Annotated in this window: 7 protein-coding genes, 1 tRNA gene and 4 pseudogenes; 5 read left to right on the top strand and 7 right to left on the bottom strand. The window is 71.3% G+C overall.

Annotated features, from left to right (window positions below; genetic code table 11):
- Window positions 1–22: 22 nt before the first annotated feature.
- The 3 genes from ACFV9M_RS09570 to dcd form a co-directional block, all read right to left on the bottom strand.
- Window positions 23–883 (bottom strand): YhjD/YihY/BrkB family envelope integrity protein, encoded by an 861-nt coding sequence (locus ACFV9M_RS09570; protein ID WP_385077406.1) that lies wholly within the window; start codon window positions 881–883, stop codon window positions 23–25.
- Window positions 884–1155: 272 nt separating this feature from the next.
- Window positions 1156–1665: a phosphoribosyltransferase gene (locus ACFV9M_RS09565; RefSeq protein WP_385077409.1), complete on the bottom strand. Its 510-nt coding sequence runs from the start codon at window positions 1663–1665 to the stop codon at window positions 1156–1158.
- Complete coding sequence (gene dcd, locus ACFV9M_RS09560; protein ID WP_385077411.1) at window positions 1662–2237, bottom strand: dCTP deaminase; 576 nt, start codon at window positions 2235–2237, stop codon at window positions 1662–1664. The genes ACFV9M_RS09565 and dcd overlap by 4 nt, the downstream gene beginning before the upstream one ends.
- Window positions 2238–2773: 536 nt before the next feature.
- On the opposite strand from dcd, the gene ACFV9M_RS09555 reads away from it, so the two are divergent.
- Window positions 2774–2847, top strand: a tRNA-Gly gene (locus tag ACFV9M_RS09555).
- Window positions 2848–2896: 49 nt separating this feature from the next.
- Here ACFV9M_RS09555 and ACFV9M_RS09550 read toward each other — a convergent pair.
- The 3 pseudogenes from ACFV9M_RS09550 to ACFV9M_RS09540 form a co-directional block, all read right to left on the bottom strand.
- Window positions 2897–4067: pseudogene (locus ACFV9M_RS09550) on the bottom strand (tyrosine-type recombinase/integrase).
- Window positions 4067–4279, bottom strand: a pseudogene (locus tag ACFV9M_RS09545) (excisionase family DNA-binding protein). Before ACFV9M_RS09545 ends, ACFV9M_RS09550 begins: the two co-directional pseudogenes overlap by 1 nt.
- Window positions 4276–5078 (bottom strand): annotated as a pseudogene (locus ACFV9M_RS09540) (replication initiator); the annotation flags it as partial. The pseudogenes ACFV9M_RS09540 and ACFV9M_RS09545, both read right to left, overlap by 4 nt.
- A 215-nt stretch (window positions 5079–5293) precedes the next feature.
- On the opposite strand from ACFV9M_RS09540, the pseudogene ACFV9M_RS09535 reads away from it, so the two are divergent.
- The 3 genes and pseudogenes from ACFV9M_RS09535 to ACFV9M_RS09525 all read left to right on the top strand — a co-directional run.
- Window positions 5294–5851: pseudogene (locus ACFV9M_RS09535) on the top strand (Uma2 family endonuclease); the annotation flags it as partial.
- A gap of 781 nt (window positions 5852–6632) precedes the next feature.
- Window positions 6633–6962: a CU044_2847 family protein gene (locus tag ACFV9M_RS09530; protein WP_385077413.1), complete on the top strand. Its 330-nt coding sequence runs from the start codon at window positions 6633–6635 to the stop codon at window positions 6960–6962.
- A 42-nt stretch (window positions 6963–7004) separates the two neighbouring features.
- Window positions 7005–11378 carry a trypsin-like peptidase domain-containing protein gene (locus tag ACFV9M_RS09525; protein ID WP_385077416.1) on the top strand — a complete coding sequence of 1458 codons (4374 nt, stop codon included), beginning with the start codon at window positions 7005–7007 and terminating at the stop codon, window positions 11376–11378.
- A gap of 107 nt (window positions 11379–11485) precedes the next feature.
- On the opposite strand, the gene ACFV9M_RS09520 is transcribed toward ACFV9M_RS09525, so the two are convergent.
- Window positions 11486–13342: a YncE family protein gene (locus ACFV9M_RS09520; protein WP_385077419.1), complete on the bottom strand. Its 1857-nt coding sequence runs from the start codon at window positions 13340–13342 to the stop codon at window positions 11486–11488.
- Window positions 13343–14083: 741 nt separating this feature from the next.
- Between ACFV9M_RS09520 and ACFV9M_RS09515 the strand changes: the two genes are divergently transcribed.
- On the top strand, window positions 14084–19627 hold the full coding sequence (locus ACFV9M_RS09515) for a glutamate synthase-related protein (RefSeq protein WP_385077422.1): 5544 nt from the start codon (window positions 14084–14086) through the stop codon (window positions 19625–19627).
- Window positions 19628–19632 lie beyond the last annotated feature (5 nt).

Raw genomic sequence — 19632 nt, 5'->3', positions numbered from 1 at the left:
GGGACGCGCACGGACCCGGAGGTCAGCGGTGCGCCCCCTGCGGCCGATGCCGCCCGGTGCGGTGCTCGAGATACAGGCAGCCGATCACGGCGCCGAGGTGGATGACCACCCCCACCGCGATCACCCACGACAAGATCACCATGACGACACCGATGGGGCCGTACCTCTGGCTGTTCTCCACGATCATCGCGGAGAAGTACAGCGCGGAGAACACTCCCAGGCCCGTCCAGCACAGGGCGGTGGCGACGGCCGACGGCAGGAGCGTGCGCCACCGCACCACGCCCGCGAGGAGGACGTACATGCTGCCCCACCAGAAGCAGGTCGCCGCCACGAAGCCGGCCAGTGCCTGGAGGACCGGCCCGCTCTCGCCGAGCGTACGGCCGACCAGGGCCTGCGCGGCGCTGTAGAGGAGGAGCGCGGCGAGCCAGCCGATCCGCGCCGCGACGTCCCGCCACCCACCGGGGGCGACGTCGAAGAGCCTGCGGTACCAGCTCTGCAAGGTACCGGCGACGGCGACGGCCCCGACGACCAGCAGGCAGGCACTCGCCGCGGTGACGCCGGCCGGGGCCTGGTCCTGCGGGAAGAGGGAGGCCACGGCCTGCGCCGCCTGCCCGTGCAGCCCGAGCCAGCCGACGAGGGCGGTGGCGGCGTCCCGGCCGGTCGCGGCCGTCACGACGATGAGGAACGGGAAGAAGCAGAGCAGGGCGAGCGCGGCGAGCTGGAAGGAGTTCCCGAAGAAGTCCACCGCGGAGAGCCGGCTCCACAGCGTGCCCGCCTGGCTGCCCTGGACACGCCGGACGGTGTCCTGCCGCCACTCGCCCCAGTGGACGCCCCGGTGGAGGAGGTCACCACGTCTGCCGTGCGGGCTGCTGCGGCCGGTCATACGACAAGTCAACCCGCTTCGGGGTGCGTCCGCACACGACGGAGGCCGGGGCACCCGACGGGGGCGGGGCCACCTGACGGGGGCCGGGCCGAGAGCATGCTCCCGAGGAGGTCCCGGCTCACTCGACCTCAAGCTCCCGGGTCCTCAGGGGCCGGGCCGCGAGCCGCCCCTCGGCGACCAGGAAGTCGGCCGGCTCGACCAGGCTCGAGGCCGGGAACGGGCCGATCTCACTACCGGCACGCTGGGCCGGGCCCTGACTCGCCCTCGGCAGATCAGAGCGCTTCCCTCGACGGGGTGACCGGCTCGCCCGACTTACGCACCACGGGCAGGACACTCCACGGGAAGTTGATCCAGTCGTCGGTCCGCTTCCACACGTACTCGCACTTCACCAGCGACTGCGACTTCTCGTAGATCACGGCGGTGCGCACCTCGGCGACGGCGTCGAGGCAGAAGTCGCGCACGAGCTTGAGCGTCTTGCCGGTGTCGGCGACGTCGTCGGTGATCAGGACCTTCTTGTCGGAGAAGTCGATGACGTTGGGGACGGGCGCGAGCATGACGGGCATCTCGAGCGTGGTCCCGACGCCCGTGTAGAACTCCACGTTCACCAGGTGGATGTTCTTGCAGTCGAGGGCGTAGGCGAGCCCTCCGGCGACGAAGACGCCGCCGCGGGCGATGGAGAGCACGATGTCGGGCTCGTACCCGTCGTCCGCGATGGTCTGGGCGAGCTCACGGACGGCGGTGCCGAACTGCTCGTAGGTGAGGTTCTCGCGCGCGTCGCTCATACCTCGGTCCGGTGGAAGTTGAGGAAGGACCGGGAGGCGGTCGGCCCGCGCTGGCCCTGGTACCGGGAACCGTAGCGCTCGCTGCCGTACGGGTACTCGGCCGGCGAGCTGAGCCGGAACATGCACAGCTGCCCGATCTTCATACCGGGCCACAGCTTGATCGGCAGGGTGGCGAGGTTGGACAGCTCCAGCGTCACGTGCCCGGAGAAGCCGGGGTCGATGAACCCGGCGGTGGAGTGGGTGACGAGCCCGAGCCGCCCGAGCGAACTCTTGCCCTCCAGCCGCGAGGCGAGATCGTCCGGAAGCGAGATCACCTCGTACGTCGAGGCGAGGACGAACTCACCGGGGTGGAGGATGAACGGTTCGTCGCCCTCCGGCTCCACGAGCCGCGTCAGATCGGCCTGCTCCACGGAGGGGTCGATGTGGGGGTACCGGTGGTTCTCGAACACCCGGAAGAAACGGTCGAGACGCACGTCGACGCTCGACGGCTGCACCATGGATTCGTCGTAGGGATCGATCCGTACCCGCCCGGCGTCGATCTCGGCCCGGATGTCCTTGTCTGAGAGAAGCACGCCCCGAGGATACGCAAGGCGCGCGGACCCGCCACAATCAGGACGACTCCGCGCGCCAGGCCGGGTGCCTCGCTGGGCCCTACCGCTTCTCGAGCATCACCGGAACCGCGCTGCGCAATCGCGCACAGCGAGGACACCGGACGAGCCGCCCGGGGCCGAGTCGCTCGGCCTTCTGCATCGGGAACGAAGCGGTGCTGAACACGTGCCCATCGGCACAGCGGACGACGGTGCGCTCCATCAAGTCCTAGAGTCCCTTCCCCAAGAGCCGGCGTCACATCTGGCAGGGATGCCGTGACGACAAACGCCACATTACGGGACGTTCGGGATGACCCTCCAGGCGGCACTCCGACCTCGCCCGGACCCTCTCCCGCGCCCCCACCGTACGCCCCAACTCCGGCCACCCGCACCCGGATCCCTCCCCTGAAACAGACTCAGACCCCACGGCTTCAGCACCGGGGGCCTGGCATGAGGTACAGTGACGGGGCGATCAGACACCGGCTCGGCACAACCGACTGGCCGAGTGGCTGGTGTCTTACGCGGGTGTAGTTTAATGGTAGAACATCAGCTTCCCAAGCTGAGAGCGCGAGTTCGATTCTCGTCACCCGCTCCATGAAGAAGGCCCAGGTCACAGACCCGGGCCTTTTTGCTGTGCGTTGTGATCACTCGCCGCGTGCCAGATTCGTGCCAGAAGACTTGCCGGGCCCCTTCTTGGCCGCAGCAGCCGCCCGCGCCTTTCGTACGTCGCGTCGAGGCCGGCGGCGACCTCTTCCTGCCGCTCGTCTTCGGAGTGCTGATGGATGAGCGCGGCCTTCTCGGAGGACTGCCCGGCCGGCATCATCGTGTCCTTGAGGGGGGCGCCCGAGCGGGTCGACAGGGTGTGCCCTGTGTGCCGGAGGTCGTAGAAGCGGAAGCCTCGGGCATGCCCACGATCTCTCGCGCCTTGCGCCACTTCCGCCCGAAGGTGCTGCGCCGGAAAGGGACTTCCTTCTCGCCGACGAAGAGGAGCCCATCAGGTCCCGGCTCAGCGTACGACTCCAGATGCCAGCGCAGCTCTCGGCGGAGGAATGCGGGAAGGATCACAGCACGGGTTCCGGCCTCCGACTTGCTGTCGCCGTGGACGCGTCGCCCGTCCATTCACTCAGGCTCGGCGAGGCGTACGCGGATGCGCAGGTTGTCCAGGTCGACGTCCCGGCGGCGGAGGCCCACCAGCTCCTCCGGCCGCATCGGACCGCAGGCGCCGAGGTAGACCATGAGCCGCCACCGCATCCGCACCGCTTCGGCGAGCGCGTCGACCTGGACGACCGTGGCGATACGCCGCTCGGCCGCCTTCTCCTTGCCTGCGCCCTTGATCCGGCACGGATTGCGCTGGATCAGCTCGTCGTCAACGGCCGTCTCCATGACTGCCTTGTGGAGCCGGTATGCCTTCGCCGTGATCGTCTTGGCGCCCGTGGCCCGTAACCGTTCGGCTCGCCACTCGCGAACACGTGGCGCGGTGATCTCGTCCAGGTCCAAGTCCGCGAAGGCGGTCAGGTGCTTATCGAGGAGTTACCGGTAGAGATCCTGCGTGAGGGGCGCCAGTTCGCGTTCCTCCACCCACTTGTCCACGTAGGCCCGGAAGCCCACCGCACCCGCTTCGGGGTCCCTCCACTCGCCCCGGCGGATCTCGGTCTGTTTCTCGGCAAGCCAGCCGTCGGCGTCCGCCGTCGTCTCGAAGGTGAAGGGAGCCGGGCGCGTGCCCCAGTCCGGGCCCGGATAACGGGCCTGGTACCGGCCGGAGGGAAGCCGCCGGATCGCACCGAAGCGGCGCCGCCGACCCTTGTCGTTCGCCATCAAGCAGCCCTCCCGTACCGGGTACGGGGACGCCTCAGCGGCTTCACCGTGTGCGAGTCGATGAACTCCGCTACCGCGCTCTAGGGGATGCGGACGTGCCGGCCGACCTTCACGTACCGGATGTGCCGTTCCTCGATGAGCCGCCGGGGGAAGCGGGCGGAGGTGCCGAGCGGTTCGGCGACCTGGTCGACGGACAGGTAGCGGTCGTTCAAGTGGTCGGCTCTCCTTCCGTGCCGCGTGCGGGTTCGAGGGATGCGGCGAGCCAGGCTTCGACGGTGCTGAGTCCGGTACCGGCGAACACCCAGTGGGCGAGGACGAGGGTCGTTTCACCGTCTTGAGGCACGGCCGTCGTCGTGGCGTGTGCGCGGCGCCATGCGGCGGAGGCGTCGCGGAGGGCGCCGAGGGTGGTGGAGTAGCGGCGGGACTTGGTGGCGTACTTGGCGATGTACGCGGCAACGGCTCGCTCGGTCAGTTCCTGGCCGCCGTCGAAGTCTGCCGAGCGGATCGTGCGGACGTCGAGTCGGCGGCCGAAGATGAAGGTGTGGGACCGGCTGTCGATCTCCGGGCCGTCGACCCGGGTGGCGAGGGTGGGCGCGCGGATGGCGTCCGTGAGGAGGTCGGCTGTCGCCCAGGGCGGTGGCGGGGTGTCGCCGCCTTCCGGGCCGTCGAGGCGGATGACAGCGTGGAAGTGGACGGCTCCCTGTTCGGCTTGTGGCTCTCCCCTGCGCCGCTTCTACAGGCCACTTCTACATGTGTGCCGCAGCGGCAGGGGCGGCCATCGGTGCGGCGGTTGTGGACCGGGCCGAAGCCGGGGGCGGTGAAGGTGGCGAAAACGCGGGGGTGGGTGGCGACCTGGTCGGAGGTGCCCTTGCCGCCGCGGAGGCCGGCGGTGATCAGGTGGTAGGTGTCGCGGCGACAGGTCTCGGCGCAGGCCGGGCAGCGGGTGGCGCGGCGGTTGTTGCAGCGGACGAGGAGGTGACCGGCGGGGAGCGTGGCGGAGTCGAGGCTTCGACGGCTTACGACCCCGTCCTCGACGGTGCACGAGTACAACCGCGCGTCCCAGATGGCTTCCCCTTGATCAGATCGCCACAGGCCGGCCGGCCCGTACGTGGCGCACGGCGGAGTCAGCAACGGGCGGAATTCCTGTTGAAGCGTCGGGCGAGCTGGAGACAGTACGCTGGCTCCAGCGGAATCAGGCCCGCCGCACAATGTCCGGGAGGCATGTCATGACTGCCGAGATGGTGGCCCCGGCATGGATGCACGAGCAGATCACTGCGGAGCAGTACGAGTCGTGGTCCGAGGAGCAGTGCGCCGGCATCGAGATCGTGGACGGAATGGTCGTCGTGAGCCCTAGCACGTCCAAGCGGCACAACCGGCTGGCCCGGATCCTCGCGAACGCCCTGGACGCCGCTGCGAGCCCCGGGTGGCACGCCGACACGGATTTCGACGTCCGTCTCCAGGACGTCCCCCTCACGAACCGCCGCCCTGACGTCATCGTCTACCGCGCGGACACGACCGACATCACGCCCACCCGGCCCGAACACGTACTGCTGGTGGCCGAGGTGGTGTCACCGGGCTCGGAGACCACCGACCGGATCGTGAAGGTCGACCAGTACGCCAAGGCGGGCATCGGTTTCTACTGGCGGATCGAGCAGGCCGCGACGGGCGTGCCGCTGGTTTACACGTACGTCCTCGATCCCGCGACGAAGACCTACCGGGAGGGGGACGTGTACTCCGGGGTCGTGAAGGTCGCCGCCCCCTTCGCCGTGGAGATCGACCTCGGCGAGGTCAGAACCGGTCCCGACAGGAACTGGCGGTATGCGGACCCGTCCTTTCACGTGCCGTCGCCGCCCGAGCCGAGAACGCGAGTTCGGTTCCCGTCACCCGCTCCGTGAGAAACCCTCAGGGCAGAGGCCAGGGGGTTCTTCGTCCTGTGGGCCGGTCGGTGGGTGACGCGTCACAACAGCACGACGAGCGCCCGGTGGCTTTCCCCGGGTGCGCGCAGTCGCCGTTGTGGTGCTTCGCACGTTCGGCACGCACCACGTCGGCGGCTGCAGGCGCGGACCGCCCGACGTTCGTCTCTGCCTGGTTCCTCAGAGCCGTGACCGCTCCCACAGCGGCGAAGCAGAGTCCTGCGGTCGCACCGAACGGACAGCCTCCGGACGACTCAGAACAGCCAGCAGATAGTGAGGGAGGACCGTCGCGTCCTCTCGGCAGCGCAGCCTGATCACGTTCGAGCTCATGAGCCATCCTGTCCGGTCTCTCCGCACCAGGGCCGGCGGCCGCTTGGCGCAGGTGTGCGGACGCAGACGATGCCGCCCGCCTCGAGCGAGCAGCGCTTCCATCGCTCGGGTCAGCGACCTGGGCCTTGTCGCGGGGTGGGCCGCTTGCGTGGCGTTCAGGTGAGCCCACGACGGCCTTCCCCGTCCCGTCCCCACCGGTCGGCCTTCGTGATTGACCGGCGGAGCGCCGGTGGCGTCGGCTAGCGTGTGGTCCGCCGTATCCGGAATGCGTGGTCATATCGGCACACAGGGGGAGGCCGGACAGGTGCGGAGCGTTGCGCGTGTGCCACTGGGAGGCGGGGCTTCGATCCTCGTCGAGGCGAATGAGACGGCCGACGGGCCGGTGATGGCCGGCCGGGTCGGGGACGTGATCCGGGACCTGCCGCAGACGCTGCACAGCGCGCTGGACCCGGTGGCGGACATGGCGCGTACGGTGCTGGAGCAGTTGCGGCGGGCGCGGCCCGACGGGGTGGAGGTGGAGTTCGGGGTCGACCTCGCCGCCGAGGCCGGGGCGGTGATCGCCCGGACCCAGACGAGCTGCCACCTCAAGGTGACCATGACCTGGGCCTCGGGCTCGGGCTCGGGCTCGGCCTCGGGCGACACCGCGGTGTGAGAGGTGGCTCCCGAGTCGCGGGCGTCAGGTCCGCAAGGGGCCGTGGCGCAGATCCTCTCCGCCGACGGGTCGGTCTTCGGCACCGGGTTCCTCACCGGTCCCCGCTCCGATGAGGTGCTGCTGACCTGCGCGCACGTGGTGGCGCAGGCGGGGTACGGTCCCGGGTCGCGGCTGCGGGTGGAGTTCCCGCAGATCGCCGGGCGTCCCCGGGCCGAGGGAACGGTCCTGCCCGAGGCGTGGACGGATCCGCAGGGACAGGACATCGCCGTCATCCGGCTGGACGAACTGCCCCCGTCGGCGACTTTGCTGGCGGTCGGCGCGGCCGACAACTGTGCCGGTCACTGGGTCAGCAGCATCGGCTTCCCCGAGAACGGTGAGGATGTCGGCAGCCCCGGGCGCGCGCAGGCCGGAAGGGTGCTGCCGGGAGCGGCGGGCTATCCGGTGCTGCATCTGAACGAGGCCAACAGCATCACGGTCGGCTTCAGCGGGGCGCCGCTGGTGGACGACCGGACCGGCCTGGTGATCGGGATGGTCCGGTCCATCACCCCGTCCGACGTCTACGGCCGGGGGCTGGCCACCGCACAGGCGGTACCCACCGAGACGCTGCGCAAAGTGTGGCCCGCGTTGGGATCCGGTCCGGGCCGGTGCCCGTATCTGGGCCTGGGCTCGTTCACGCGGCTCGACGCGCCGTGGTTCCACGGCCGGGACACCGCGGTGACCTGGGTGCTGGAGAAGCTGAGACCAGGGCCGCACGGCCTGCTGCTGGTCGGCCCCTCCGGTTCCGGGAAGTCCTCGCTCATCCGTGCCGGGGTGCTGGAGCGGTTCGCATCGGACCCGCGGATGGGCGGCGGGCGGTGGCTGCCCCTGTACCTGGAACACCCGGGGCAGGACCTGGCGGCGGCCCTGGACAGACAGGACCTTCTTCCCGGCGCACGTGCCGTCGGCATCGGGGAAGCGGTGGCGGAGCGGCTGTCGAAGGAGCCGGGCTGCGTCCGTGTCGTCCTGTTCATCGACCAGTTCGAGGAACTCCTCACCCGGGCGGGCCCGAAGAGCGGCCTGTCCGCGGAGGCCCGCGAAACCGTGGACCGGCTGACCGGGCTTCTCACGTCGTACGCCCCGGTCACCGTGGTCATGATCATGCGCAGCGATTTCCAGCCCCGCCTGGAGGAAGTGGCCCACGAGTTGCTGGACAGGGTGGACGGGGTACGGCACCTGCCCTCCGACCTGAGCCGTGAGGATCTGAAGGACATCATCACCAAGCCGGCCGAGGCCGTCGGGGTGAGCTGGGATCCCGGGCTCCCGGACCGGATCGCCGTCGACGTCCTGGCCGCGGCGGGCGGCCGGGCGCCCGCACACCTGCTTCCCCTGCTGGAGATCACCCTCAGCCGCCTGTGGGACATGCGCGAGGACGGCCGTCTGGTCGGGACCGCGTACGGGGGCATCGCCACGAGCCTCAACGAGTGGGCGCACAAGGCGATGGGCGCCTTGTCCGCCGGGCAGCGGGAGGCGGCCGAGCGGATCCTGGCCGCACTCGTGCGCCGCGACGAGTCCCGGCGCATCCCGGACGTCCGCGACAAGGTGCCCCTGGACGAACTGCGCAAGCTGGCCGGCCACTCCGACGCCGACGCGGTCCTCGCCGTACTGAGCGCCGAGCGGCTCGTCGTGACCAGGGGACCCGATCCCCACCCGGTCGACCAACCGGACAGGCCCTACGCGGAACTCATCCACGACTGGCTGCTGACCGGCTGGGACGATCTGTCGAGGTGGGTGCGGCAGTACGAGGCGTTCAACTCCTGGCGTCACCGCGCGGCCCGGCAACTGGCCCTGCGCAACCGGCGCGGCAAGCGCAGCGACCTCCTGCACGGCAGCGACCTCGAAGAGGGCCTCAAGTGGCTGAGGCAGGGGCTTCTGGCCTCCGACGTCGACCGGGAGACGTTCGTACGCAGGAGCCGACAGTGGCAGCTGCTGCTCAGGTCCCTCGCCGCCGTGATGCTGTCGATCGCGCTGGTCACCGTGTCCACGCTGGCCGTGCGGCTGGAACTGCAACTGGAGCGGACGCGGCAGGCACTGTACGAGACGCAGCGGGAGCAGCGCCTCGCGGTCGCCCTGCAACTCACCCAGCGCGCCGAGCAGTTGCGCCGGAGCGACCCCTGGCTCGCCCTGCAACTCGGGATCGCCGCCCACCGCACCACCCCGGACCCGAGGGTGAAAGCGGCACTCGTGAAGACCATGACCACCACACGGCTCACCGCGAGCCTTCCCGGCAGGCTCCTCGGCTTCACCCGGGCCGGCCGCCTGGTCCTCGACCGCGGTGTGCGGTCCCGGTCCCGGATCGCGACGTGGGACCCGGCGCCCGGCGCGGGCTCCGGGCGGACGCGGATCCGATCGGGTTCTGTTCCCCGGACGGGCGACGCCGGTGCGGACGGACGAGTCTTCGTCACGTTCGAGGATTCCGGGCGTGTCCGGCTGTGGACGCTCACCGACGGGGACCGTGTCGTGCCCGCGAGCGGGGAGTTCGGCAGCAGGGTCGGCGGCGCTGTGCTCAGCCCGGACGGCCGGCGTCTGGCGATCGACCACCTGGACGGCACCATGACGGTCTGGGACGTCACCGACGCCGCCGACCCCCGCCGCAGCGGGCCGGCCGTCCGGGTGTCGAAGGACTCCGGCACGCGGGCCGTCCACGCGTTCTCGCCGGACGGCCGGCTCGTCGTCACCGCGTCCGAGCGCACCCTCACCCTGTGGAGTACCGGCGCCGACCGGCGCCGGGTCGCGACGACGCGCCTGCCGGCACTTCCCCGGCGGACCGATGCGATGTCTGCGTACGACGTCCACGACGTGGCCTTCAGCCCGGACGGCCACACGCTGGCCGCCGCGACCCGGGGGAACGTCTTGCTGTGGGACGTCACCCGCGTGGACCGGCCGACGCTGCTCGGCAAGCCCCTCAGCGGGGGGAGCGGAGTCGCTTTCGGTCCCGACGGCACCGGCCTCGCCACGGCCGACGAACACGGTTCCGTGACCGTGTGGGACGTCCGCGACCGTGTCCGGCCCCGCCGCACCGACCGCTTCGCGGCTCCCCAGAACGGCGGTGCGCGGTCGGTCCGTTACACCCCCGACGGCACCCACCTCGTGGTCGGCTACGATCCGGCGGGCTCGATCGCCCAGTGCGGTGTCGCCGAGATGGAACACGACTGCCGCCAGGGGCTGTTCGACGACGACTACACCGTCGTATGGGCCATGCGTCCCCCCGACCGGCCCGCGCCGCTCGGCGAGCCCGTCTCGACCACCGCGTCCCCCTACGCCCTCGCCGTCAGCCCCGACGGGCACACGGTGGTGACCGCTCGCCCCGATGGGCTCCTGGTCTTCCAGGACATCGGCGTTCCCGGCCGTCCCTCTCGCACCGGCACCCTGCGCCCCGGCTCGCGCGGGCGGGTCACCGCACTGGCGTACCGGCCGGACGGGCGCGTCCTGGCGGTCGGGGGCGAGCGGGGAACCATCGAACTGTGGAGGACGGAGGACGGCGGGGCCCGGCCGGTACGGACACAGACCGTCGCCCCCTTCCGCCGGCCGGTCACCGTACTCCGGTTCAGCGCCGACGGCAGGGTGCTGGACGCGGCGGACGCCCTCGACGCGGTCCGGTGGACCACCGGGGAACCGGTCCCTCGGCCGGTCGGGTCCTGGACGAGGCCGCGCACCCCGCGGGTGGCCATCGACCCGTCGACGGGGACCCTGGCACGCGTGACGCCCCACAACGGGGTGTACCCCTCGGCGGGAAGCATGGTGAGCGATCAGGTCGAACTGTGGCCGTTCAGCGGCGAGGTGGGGCCGCAACCGGGCAGCGGCGCACGGGAGCTCACCGGCCCCGGAAGCATGGGGGCCACCATCGCCTTCTCCCCCCGCGGCCATGTGCTGGCGGTCGGCGGCGAGGACGGCACACTGACGCTCTGGTACGTCAGCAGTGATGTGACGGCGCGCTTCCACAGCCTGAGCCTGCCGGTCGGCGGGCACCGGACGCCGATCACCGCGATCGCCTTCTCACCCGACGGCTCCACGATCGCGACGGGCGCCACCGACGGGACCGTCCTGGTGTGGGCCGCGAGCGACAGCGGCCCGCTGCGCCTCGGCGACCTCCTCACCTCGCACCACGGCGAGGTGACCACCCTGGCCTTCAGCCCGGACGGCCGCACACTGCTGACCATCGGGGGCGACGGAGGAAGCGACAGGCAGCAGGACGGGGAACTCGACGGAGTACTCGACGGGGAACTCGACCGGGAACTGCGGCTGTGGGACACCGGCAGTCTCGCCGAGCTGCGTCACACGCCGGACGTGCACGCCTGCCGACTGGCCGGCACCGGGCTCGGCGAGGAGAGCTGGGCAACGCTCATACCGTCCCTGCCGTACACGAAGACGTGCCGCTGAGCCTGGTCGGGCCGCGGAACACGGCGGTGGTGCGGTCGTCGTCCGTGTGCCTCGCCGGTACGGCCCCCGTGGAGCGGGGGCCGTACCGGTCCGGTGCGGGGGCGGGTTCAGTTGGTGAAGGCGAAGTACTTCCAGGCGCCGTGGGTGGTGGAGTTGACGGTGTCGCCGGAGGAGCCGTTGACGTACGACGAGCGCATGCGGGCGCGGATGCCGGACTCGCCCGGCGCCTCCAGCCTCACGGCCGACTTGCCGTTGGTGGCCAGGGCGAAGTACTGGGAGCCGGAGTCGTACCAGGAGCCCTGGTAGTACACCTGCAGCTGGAAGCGCTGCTTGCGGCCGGCGTAGTAGTTCATGGTGGTGGTGAACACCGGGTCGGTGTTCTTGCGGAAGTAGTAGTACGTCGTGGAGCCGATCTTGCCCGTCTTGTAGTGCTTGGAGACGGTGGTGGACACCTTCGCCCGTGCGTACGCCGTCGACTTCACGGTCTTGGACGCGTAGCGGGCGTCACCGGTGAAGACCGCGGTGACCGTGGTGTCGCGGGTCATGTCGACGATCGCCGACACATTGCCCTTGGAGTTGACCTTGGCCGTCTTCAGCAGCTTCTTCGGCTTGTCGGAGCCGAAGGGGTCCGCGTAGATCGCGACGGTGCGGTTCTTGTACGTCGTACCGAGGTGGGCGGTGAAGGTGACGTCCTTGCCGTACGCGTACAGCTTGCCGTTGTTGTTCAGGCTCAGCGCGGTCGCCTTGCGCGAGACCTCCACGGCGTCCGAGCCGGAGGCGGGGGCGTGCGTGGTGTCGCCCGCGTAGGAGACCTTGTAGGTGACCTTGCCGCCGGCGGGCGGGGTGTCCGTGAAGGAGAAGCCGCCGTCCGCCTTCGTCGTGACGGCGGCCAGTGCCTTGCCGTTCGGCGACTCGATGTCCGTGCGGGTCACCTTCAGGCTCGTCCCCGCGGGGAGGGGTGTCTTCGAGGTGAGTCTGCCGGTGACGGTGAGCTTCTTGGCCCGCTCGGACGTGGCGGGGGCCGTCACCGTGAGGGTGGGCAGTTCCTTGGTGGGGTCGGACAGAGCGCGCAGCGTGTAGGTGCCGTAGGTGTTCACGGAGACGGCGAAGACCCGGCTCGCGTCCGGCGCCCAGGCGAGCGCTCCGTCGACGAGGGTGTCGGCGCCGCTGCTGTTGCCGGTGTTGGGGAAGTCGTACTCCCGTACCGGCGCCGCGTCACCGGGCCGGTGGATGTGGACGTCGGGGCCGTACCAGGAGAAGCTGCCGCCCGCGACGCTGCCGTCGGGGGCGACCCGTACGGCGTTGGGGTAGGCGTCGATGGGGTAGCCCGCCTGCTCGGTGAGGTCGGTGGTGGAGTAGGCGCCGATGCCGTAGCCGTATTCCGGGTCGCCCCACGAGGTGAGGACCTGGCTGCCGTCGGGCGTCAGGTCCAGCTGCTTCACGGCGGTGTCCATGTCGCCCTTGAGCCGGAGCGCTGCTCCGTCGGCCGAGACGTCGTACAGGGCGAGATCGCCGCCGTTGCCGGCCACCAGGACGCCCGGGACGGCCGGGTCGGAGGCCAGGAACATGCCGAAGGCGCCGCGGAAGTCGACGTCGCCCCGCTGGGCGAGGTGGACGACGGGTTCGGCGCCGGAGACGTCGAGCGAACCGAAGTCGGTGTCGTGGGCGAACCAGATCCGGCCGTCCACCACCTCCAGGTCGCCGGGAGGCGCGCCCACCGGGTAACTCGCGGTCTGGGTGTACGTCCCCGTCTCCACCGAGACGATCCGGTTGCCGTCCGTCACGGCCGCGTACACCTGCCCGGAGTCGGCGGACAGCGCGAGTCCGGTGACCCCGGGGAGCCCGGTCAGCGTCGCCTTCACGGTGCCGGAGTAGTCGGTGACGACGATCTTGCCGCCGGTCGGATCGGAGACGTAGACCCGCTGGTGGGCGCCGTCCACGACGATGTCGCCGACCGACCGCACCGGAAGGACCTTCGCGGAGTCGGCCGAAGCCGGACCCGCCACACCCGCTACCAGGACCGCGGAACTGAGAACGACCGCGAGTGCCGTCGCGGCCGAGATGCTGCGCCTGCGCACAGTGATGCAACCCCCACAGAAGAAGCCCGGTCCTCACCGGGCGGAGACGAATGGGCCGCGCGTCCCCCCTCACACCTACGACGGGTGTGTGGACGCTGCCGAAGACGCAGCGTATGGCATGTCAGTGACAATGGGGACTGATTAAGGGGGGCTGAGCAAGGGAGGACTGATGGATCGGGGATCCGTGCGGCCGGCCGGTCGATCAGGGATCCGTACGGCCGGCCGGTCGATCAGGGATCCGTGCGGCCGGCCGGCGGGGATGTCATGCCTCGAGAGCCCTCACGGCGCGATGGCGGGCGGCTTCGAGGATGCCGAACGCCTCGAATCCCGACAAGCCGAACTCCGTGAGAAGCGGCGCCGATTGAGCGTGCTCACGTCAGATCTGTAGGCCCCGACCACGGCCCGGGCGATGTGCCACGGCCCACAGCGGGCACATAAGTGCAGGACACACACTTGCGGCGGAAGTTAGGCAAGGCTTACCGTCAACAATCGCACCACTCAGGGCCTCGGCCGTCACACCGGTCCGCCCGCGGCGAGCGCTTCACCGACGCAGCCTGGCCGTCCTCCCCCAGTGCCTCAAGGGTCTGGGAGGTACCCCCAGCCGGAACCCGCTCACAGGACCCGCACTTGAATCCCTCCCCCTTCGGTCTGTACGACCCTGCCCGCGACCACAGCGACTGCGGCGTCGGCTTCATCACCCGCCTCGACGGGACACCGAGTCACGACGTCATCCGCAAGGGTGACGAAGCGCTCCGCGCCATCCCGCACCGGGGCGGCACATCCGCCGAGGGCGTCGGCGACGGCGCGGGCGTGAGCGTCGACCTGTCGGTGGAGTTCTTCGGCGCGATCACCGGCGAGGACCTGCGCGCCGGGCACTTCGGCGTCGCGAACTGCTTCGTGCCGACCGACGCCGGCCGCCGCGCCGGCGCGGTGGAGCTCGTCGGGCGGAGCATCGCCGAGCAGGGCTTCGACGTGCTGGTGGTCCGCGACGTCCCCGTGGACCACACCGTCGCCCGGCCCGTCGCCGAGCAGTACCAGCTGCCCATCGTGCAGTGGGTGTTCCGGGCCCCGCGGGGGTGGGAGCGCGCTGACGTCGACGCGGCGGCGAACCGCGCCCTGCTCGCGGTCGAGGCCGTCGCCTACGCCGACGACACGTACGCCGGGCTGTACCCGCTCTCGCTGAGCGCGCGGACGCAGGTGCTCAAGGGACGGCTGAACTCCGGCGAGGTCATCGGGTACTTCCGCGACCTCGGCGATCCACGGCACTCGGTGCGGTCGCTGTACTTCCACACCCGGTTCTCCACGAACACCGAGCCGCACCCGACCATGGCGCAGCCGTTCCGCCTCATGGCGCACAACGGCGAGCTGAACACCGACCGCAAGAACCGGCTCTCCGACGAGGCCCTCGCGCGGGCCCGGACGCGCAGCATCGTGCGGCCGCCGGGGCAGTCCGACTCCTCCCGGCTCGACCAGACCCTCCAGAGCCGGGTGTTCGACGACGGTCTGGACATCGTCGAGGCGGTCGTGTCGCTCATGCCGCCCGCCTGGGAGAACGACCGCACGCTGCCCGCCGCCGTCCGGGACATGCTGGAGTACTTCTCGCTGTACGAGGAGAAGAACGACGGTCCGGCGGCCGTGATCTTCAGCGACGGGGACGTCGTCGGCGCCCGGCTCGACCGGCTCGGCCTGCGCCCGCTGCGCACCGTCGAGACCGCCGAGTACCTCATGGTGGCGTCGGAGGCCGGGCAGGTCGCGTTCCCCGACGACGAGGTCGTGCACCGGGGCCGGATCGAGGCCGGCGGCATGCTCGTCGTCGACCACCGCACCGGCCGCCGGATGCGCACCCGCGAGGTGCTCGACGCCCTCGCCGCGCGCCGGCCGTACAGCGAGCTGCTCGGCGCGGCCCGGGTGAACCTCGACGACCTGCCCGCCCCCGACTACTACCGCGGCACGACGACGCTCGGCTACGACGGCGACCTCACCCTCGCCGGCCGGTACGTGGCGTACTCGCTGAACCAGGAGAGCTTCCGGTTCATGCTCGACCCGATGCTCGCCCACGGGTCGGAGCGGATCTCGGCGATGGGCTACGGCAACGCCATCAACGCGCTCAGCGACACCGAGGGCGGCATGGCGAAGTACTTCTCGCAGCGCTTCGCCCAGGTGACCAACCCGCCGCTGGACAGCATCCGCGAGGCCGACGGCATGAGCATGCGGGTCGCGCTCGGCCCGAAGCCCGACGGCACCCACCACACCAGCGGCCGGCAGCTCGTCGTGTCGTCGCCCGTGCTCGGGCACCTCGACATGGTCCGGCTGCGCGACCAGCGGATCGTGCCGCTGGAGCGGTTCGCCATGCTCTACGACCCGGTGCCCGGCGACGAGGGGGCGAACGCCGACGCGCTCCGGTCCGCGCTGCTGCGGCTCTGCGACGACGTCGAGCGGTTCGCCACGGAGCGGGGCGGCATCGCGCTCCTCACCGACCGGGCGATCTCGTCGACGCGCGCGCCGCTGCCGGTGATCCTCGCCGTCGCGGCGGTGAACCAGCGCCTCATCGAGACCGGGCTGCGCCTGCGCGTGTCGATCGTGGCGGAGAGCGGGCAGCTGTCCTCCTCGCACCACGTCGCGACCGCGCTCGGCTTCGGCGCCTCGGCGGTCTACAGCCTCAGCGCGCGGCTGCGCGCCGAGGAGAAGCACCCGAGCGCACCGGCACCGGCGGGTGAGATCACCGAGACCGACCGGGCGCTGGCCAGGTTCCGCAAGGCGGCCGAGAAGTCCCTCGCCAAGACCATGGGCCGCGTCGGGCTGTGCACCGCCGAGAGCTACATCGGCGGCGAGTTCTTCGAACCGAACTACCTCGACACCCGCGACGACGTGTTCGCGCGGATCTTCCCGCACATGGAGGCCCCGGTCGGCGGTGTCGGGTTCGCCCGCATCGCGCAGGCCGCGACGGAGTGGCACGAGCGGGCCCGTACCGTGGAGGGCGAGCAGCAGATCCCGCTGCTCGGCCTGTTCAAGGAGCGGTCGGACGGGGCCGGGCACTCGTTCGGCGTCTCGGCCGTGCGCGGCTTCGGCGACATGGTCGAGGAACGTCCGCAGTTCGAGCGGCCCGGCGACCCGGACGCGCTGCGGCTGCTCACGCTCGGCGGGCTGGACGACGCGTTCGGCATCACCGACGCCGCGTACCGCAACACCGGCTACGACGCGCTCAGCGACGCCGAGATCGACGCGTTCCGGATCACGCCCGGGTACCGCGCCTTCCTGCGGACGACGCACGAGGAGCGGTCCCGCCGCCCGTCCGCGCTGCGTGACGTGCTCGCGCTGCCCGCCGACGTCACCGGGCTGCGCACGCCGGAGGACTTCGCCCGCGAGCTGGGCCGGTTCTCCACGACCGGCAACGACAGCGTCACGGTCCGCGGGGTCGTCGCGACCGTCACGGACCGGGCCGGCGGCGACGCGGTGACCGCCCGTCTGCGCCTCACCTCCACCGGACCCGACGACGACGCCGCCCGGCGCCACACCGCCCTCGCCGAAGGGCTCGCCCTCGCCCACCCCGGCGAGGTCACCACGCTCGACACGGGGGCCGACGGCGTCGTCGTCACCGCCACCGGCACCGCCGCACAGCTGCTCACCCTCCTCGACGACGCGCCCGACAGCGTGCCGCTCGACGAGGTGCAGCCCGCCCACGAGATCACCCGCGCCCTCGCCTCCGGCGCGATGAGCCACGGCGCGCTCGTGGCGACCGCGCACGAGGCCGTCGCGCACGGCGCGAACATGGTCGGCGCGATGTCCAACAGCGGTGAGGGCGGCGAGCACCACTCCCGGTACGGCACCGTCCGCGGCTCCCGGATCAAGCAGTTCGCGTCCGGCCGGTTCGGCATCTGGGCGGGTTACCTCGCCGACCCGATGCTGGAGGAGCTGGAGATCAAGATCGGGCAGGGCGCGAAGCCGGGCGAGGGCGGTCAGCTGCCCGCGCCGAAGGTCACCGTCGACATCGCGGCGGCGCGCGGCGGCACCCCGGGCATCGAGCTGATCTCGCCGCCGCCGCACCACGACACGTACTCGATCGAGGACCTCGCGCAGCTCATCCACGACTGCAAGGCCGCGCGGGTCCGAGTGGTCGTGAAGCTGGTGTCCTCGGAGGGCATCGGCACCATCGCGGTCGGCGTCGCCAAGGCCGGCGCGGACGTCATCAACGTCGCCGGGAACACCGGCGGCACGGGCGCCGCGGCCGTCACGAGCCTGAAGTACGCGGGGCGGTCGGCGGAGATCGGCGTCGCCGAGGTGCACCAGGCGCTCGTCGCCAACGGGCTGCGGCGGAAGGTCGTCCTGCGCTGTTCCGGCGCGCACCAGACCGGCGGCGACGTCGTCACCTCGGCGCTGCTCGGCGCCGACAGCTTCGAGTTCGGCACGACCGCGCTGATGATGCTCGGCTGCGTCATGGCGAAGAACTGCAACGTGAAGTGCCCCGCCGGGCTCACCACGAACGCCGAGGCCTTCGAGGGAGACCCGCGCGCGCTGGCGCAGTACCTGCTGAACATCGCGCACGACGTCCGGCAGATCCTCGCCCGCCTCGGTCTGCGGTCGCTGCGCGAGGCCCGGGGACGCACGGACCTGCTCCAGCTCCTCGACCACCCCGCGAGCGTCGGGCGCCTCGACGTCCGCCGGCTGCTCGCCCGCGTGCCCGAGAAGGTCGTCGAGGACCCGGAGTACCTGGAGAAGGACTTCACCACCGACGACGCCCTCATCGAGCGCGTCCGTGCCGCGCTCCTCGACCGGCGCGAGCCGTCCCTGCTCGTCGAGGGCGTCCACCTCCGCAACAGCGACAAGTCGGTCGGCGGGCAGCTCGGCATCGACATCGAGCGGCTCCTCAACCACGAGGATCACGAGTTCGACGGCGCCGTCCCGGCCGTCACCACCGACGACCGCGGCCGCCGCCGCCTCGTCGACGGCGCCGTCCGGATCCGCACCACCGGGTCCGCCGGCCAGTCGTACGGCGTGTTCTGCAACGACGGCATCACCCTCGAACACACCGGCACCGCCAACGACGGCGTCGGCAAGAGCCAGAGCGGCGGCCGGATCGTCGTCCGCGCCCCGGGCGGCGGCGGCGCGGAGCGCGGCGGCAACGTGCTCGTCGGGAACTTCGCGCTGTTCGGCGCGACCGGCGGCCGGACGTTCGTGCAGGGAGAGGCCGGCGACCGGTTCGCCGTGCGCAACTCCGGCGCGACCGCGGTCGTCGAGGGCGTCGGCGACTTCGGCTGCGAGTACATGACCGGCGGCACCGTGCTCAACCTCGGCGGCTTCGGCAAGGGCCTCGGCAACGGCATGAGCGGCGGGTTCCTCTACCAGTACGACCCGTCGGGCGAACTCGCCGGCCGGGTGAGCGCCGACTCGCTGCTGGTGTTCCCGGTGACCGACACCGCGCACGGCGCCTTCCACGAGGAAGCCGTACGGCTGCTGCTGACCTGGCACCTGGAGGCGACCGGCTCACCGCTCGCGGCCCGGCTGCTGGAGGACTGGGCAAGCGAGCGGGAGCACGTGTACTGCGGGATGCCCCGGGCGCTGCTGCTGTACCAGGACGCCGGGGAGATCCTCGCCGCCGCGACCCGGAGCCAGCTCCTCGACGAGCTGGCGACCTCGATCGCGACGGACAAGCTCCGCGCGTTCAAGGTCGACTACCGCGACCGCCGCACCGTGCTCGGCGGCCGCGCCCCGGCCTTCGGCGACCAGGGCGGCGACGACATGTTCTCGCTGCTGTCGTCGTACGCCGTGCTCGGTGTCGCGCAGGACCTCGCGCTCCAGCGGGTGCCCGGGGCGAGCGGCCCGGACGACCCGAGGGTCGCCGAGGCCGTCCGCAACCTCGTGCTCACCGAGGACTTCTTCGTCAAGCAGCGCGTCGTGAAGTACCTGCGCGGCACGCTGGAGCGGTTCGACGACGGCGAGCTCGCCACGCTCATCGCGGTCAAGCGCCTCGACGACTACAAGCACGCGCTGCGGCAGCGCAACAACCTCAGCGTGGACGCCCCCGGCACCTACGGCTGGATCGTCCATCAGAACACGAAGAACGCCGGCCGCGTGCGGGCCGCCCGGTTCGACGAGCTGCTAGCCACCGCGGCACTCGCCGACATCGCCGGACGCCGTGCCCCGCAGGCCCCGACCGAGACGGTGACCGCGTGACCCTC

It is taken from the genome of Streptomyces sp. NPDC059895, assembly GCF_042731035.1.
Taxonomy (GTDB): Bacteria; Actinomycetota; Actinomycetes; order Streptomycetales; family Streptomycetaceae; genus Streptomyces.
Note: the sequence above shows the minus strand (reverse complement) of the source record. Positions and strands in the feature narration are given on the sequence as shown.

Bases quoted from the DNA above. Each gene is read 5' to 3' on its own strand.
- ACFV9M_RS09570 (WP_385077406.1), bottom strand. From the start codon at position 883: ATGACCGGCCGCAGCAGCCCGCACGGCAGACGTGGTGACCTCCTCCAC.
- ACFV9M_RS09565 (WP_385077409.1), bottom strand. From the start codon at position 1,665: ATGAGCGACGCGCGCGAGAACCTCACCTACGAGCAGTTCGGCACCGCC.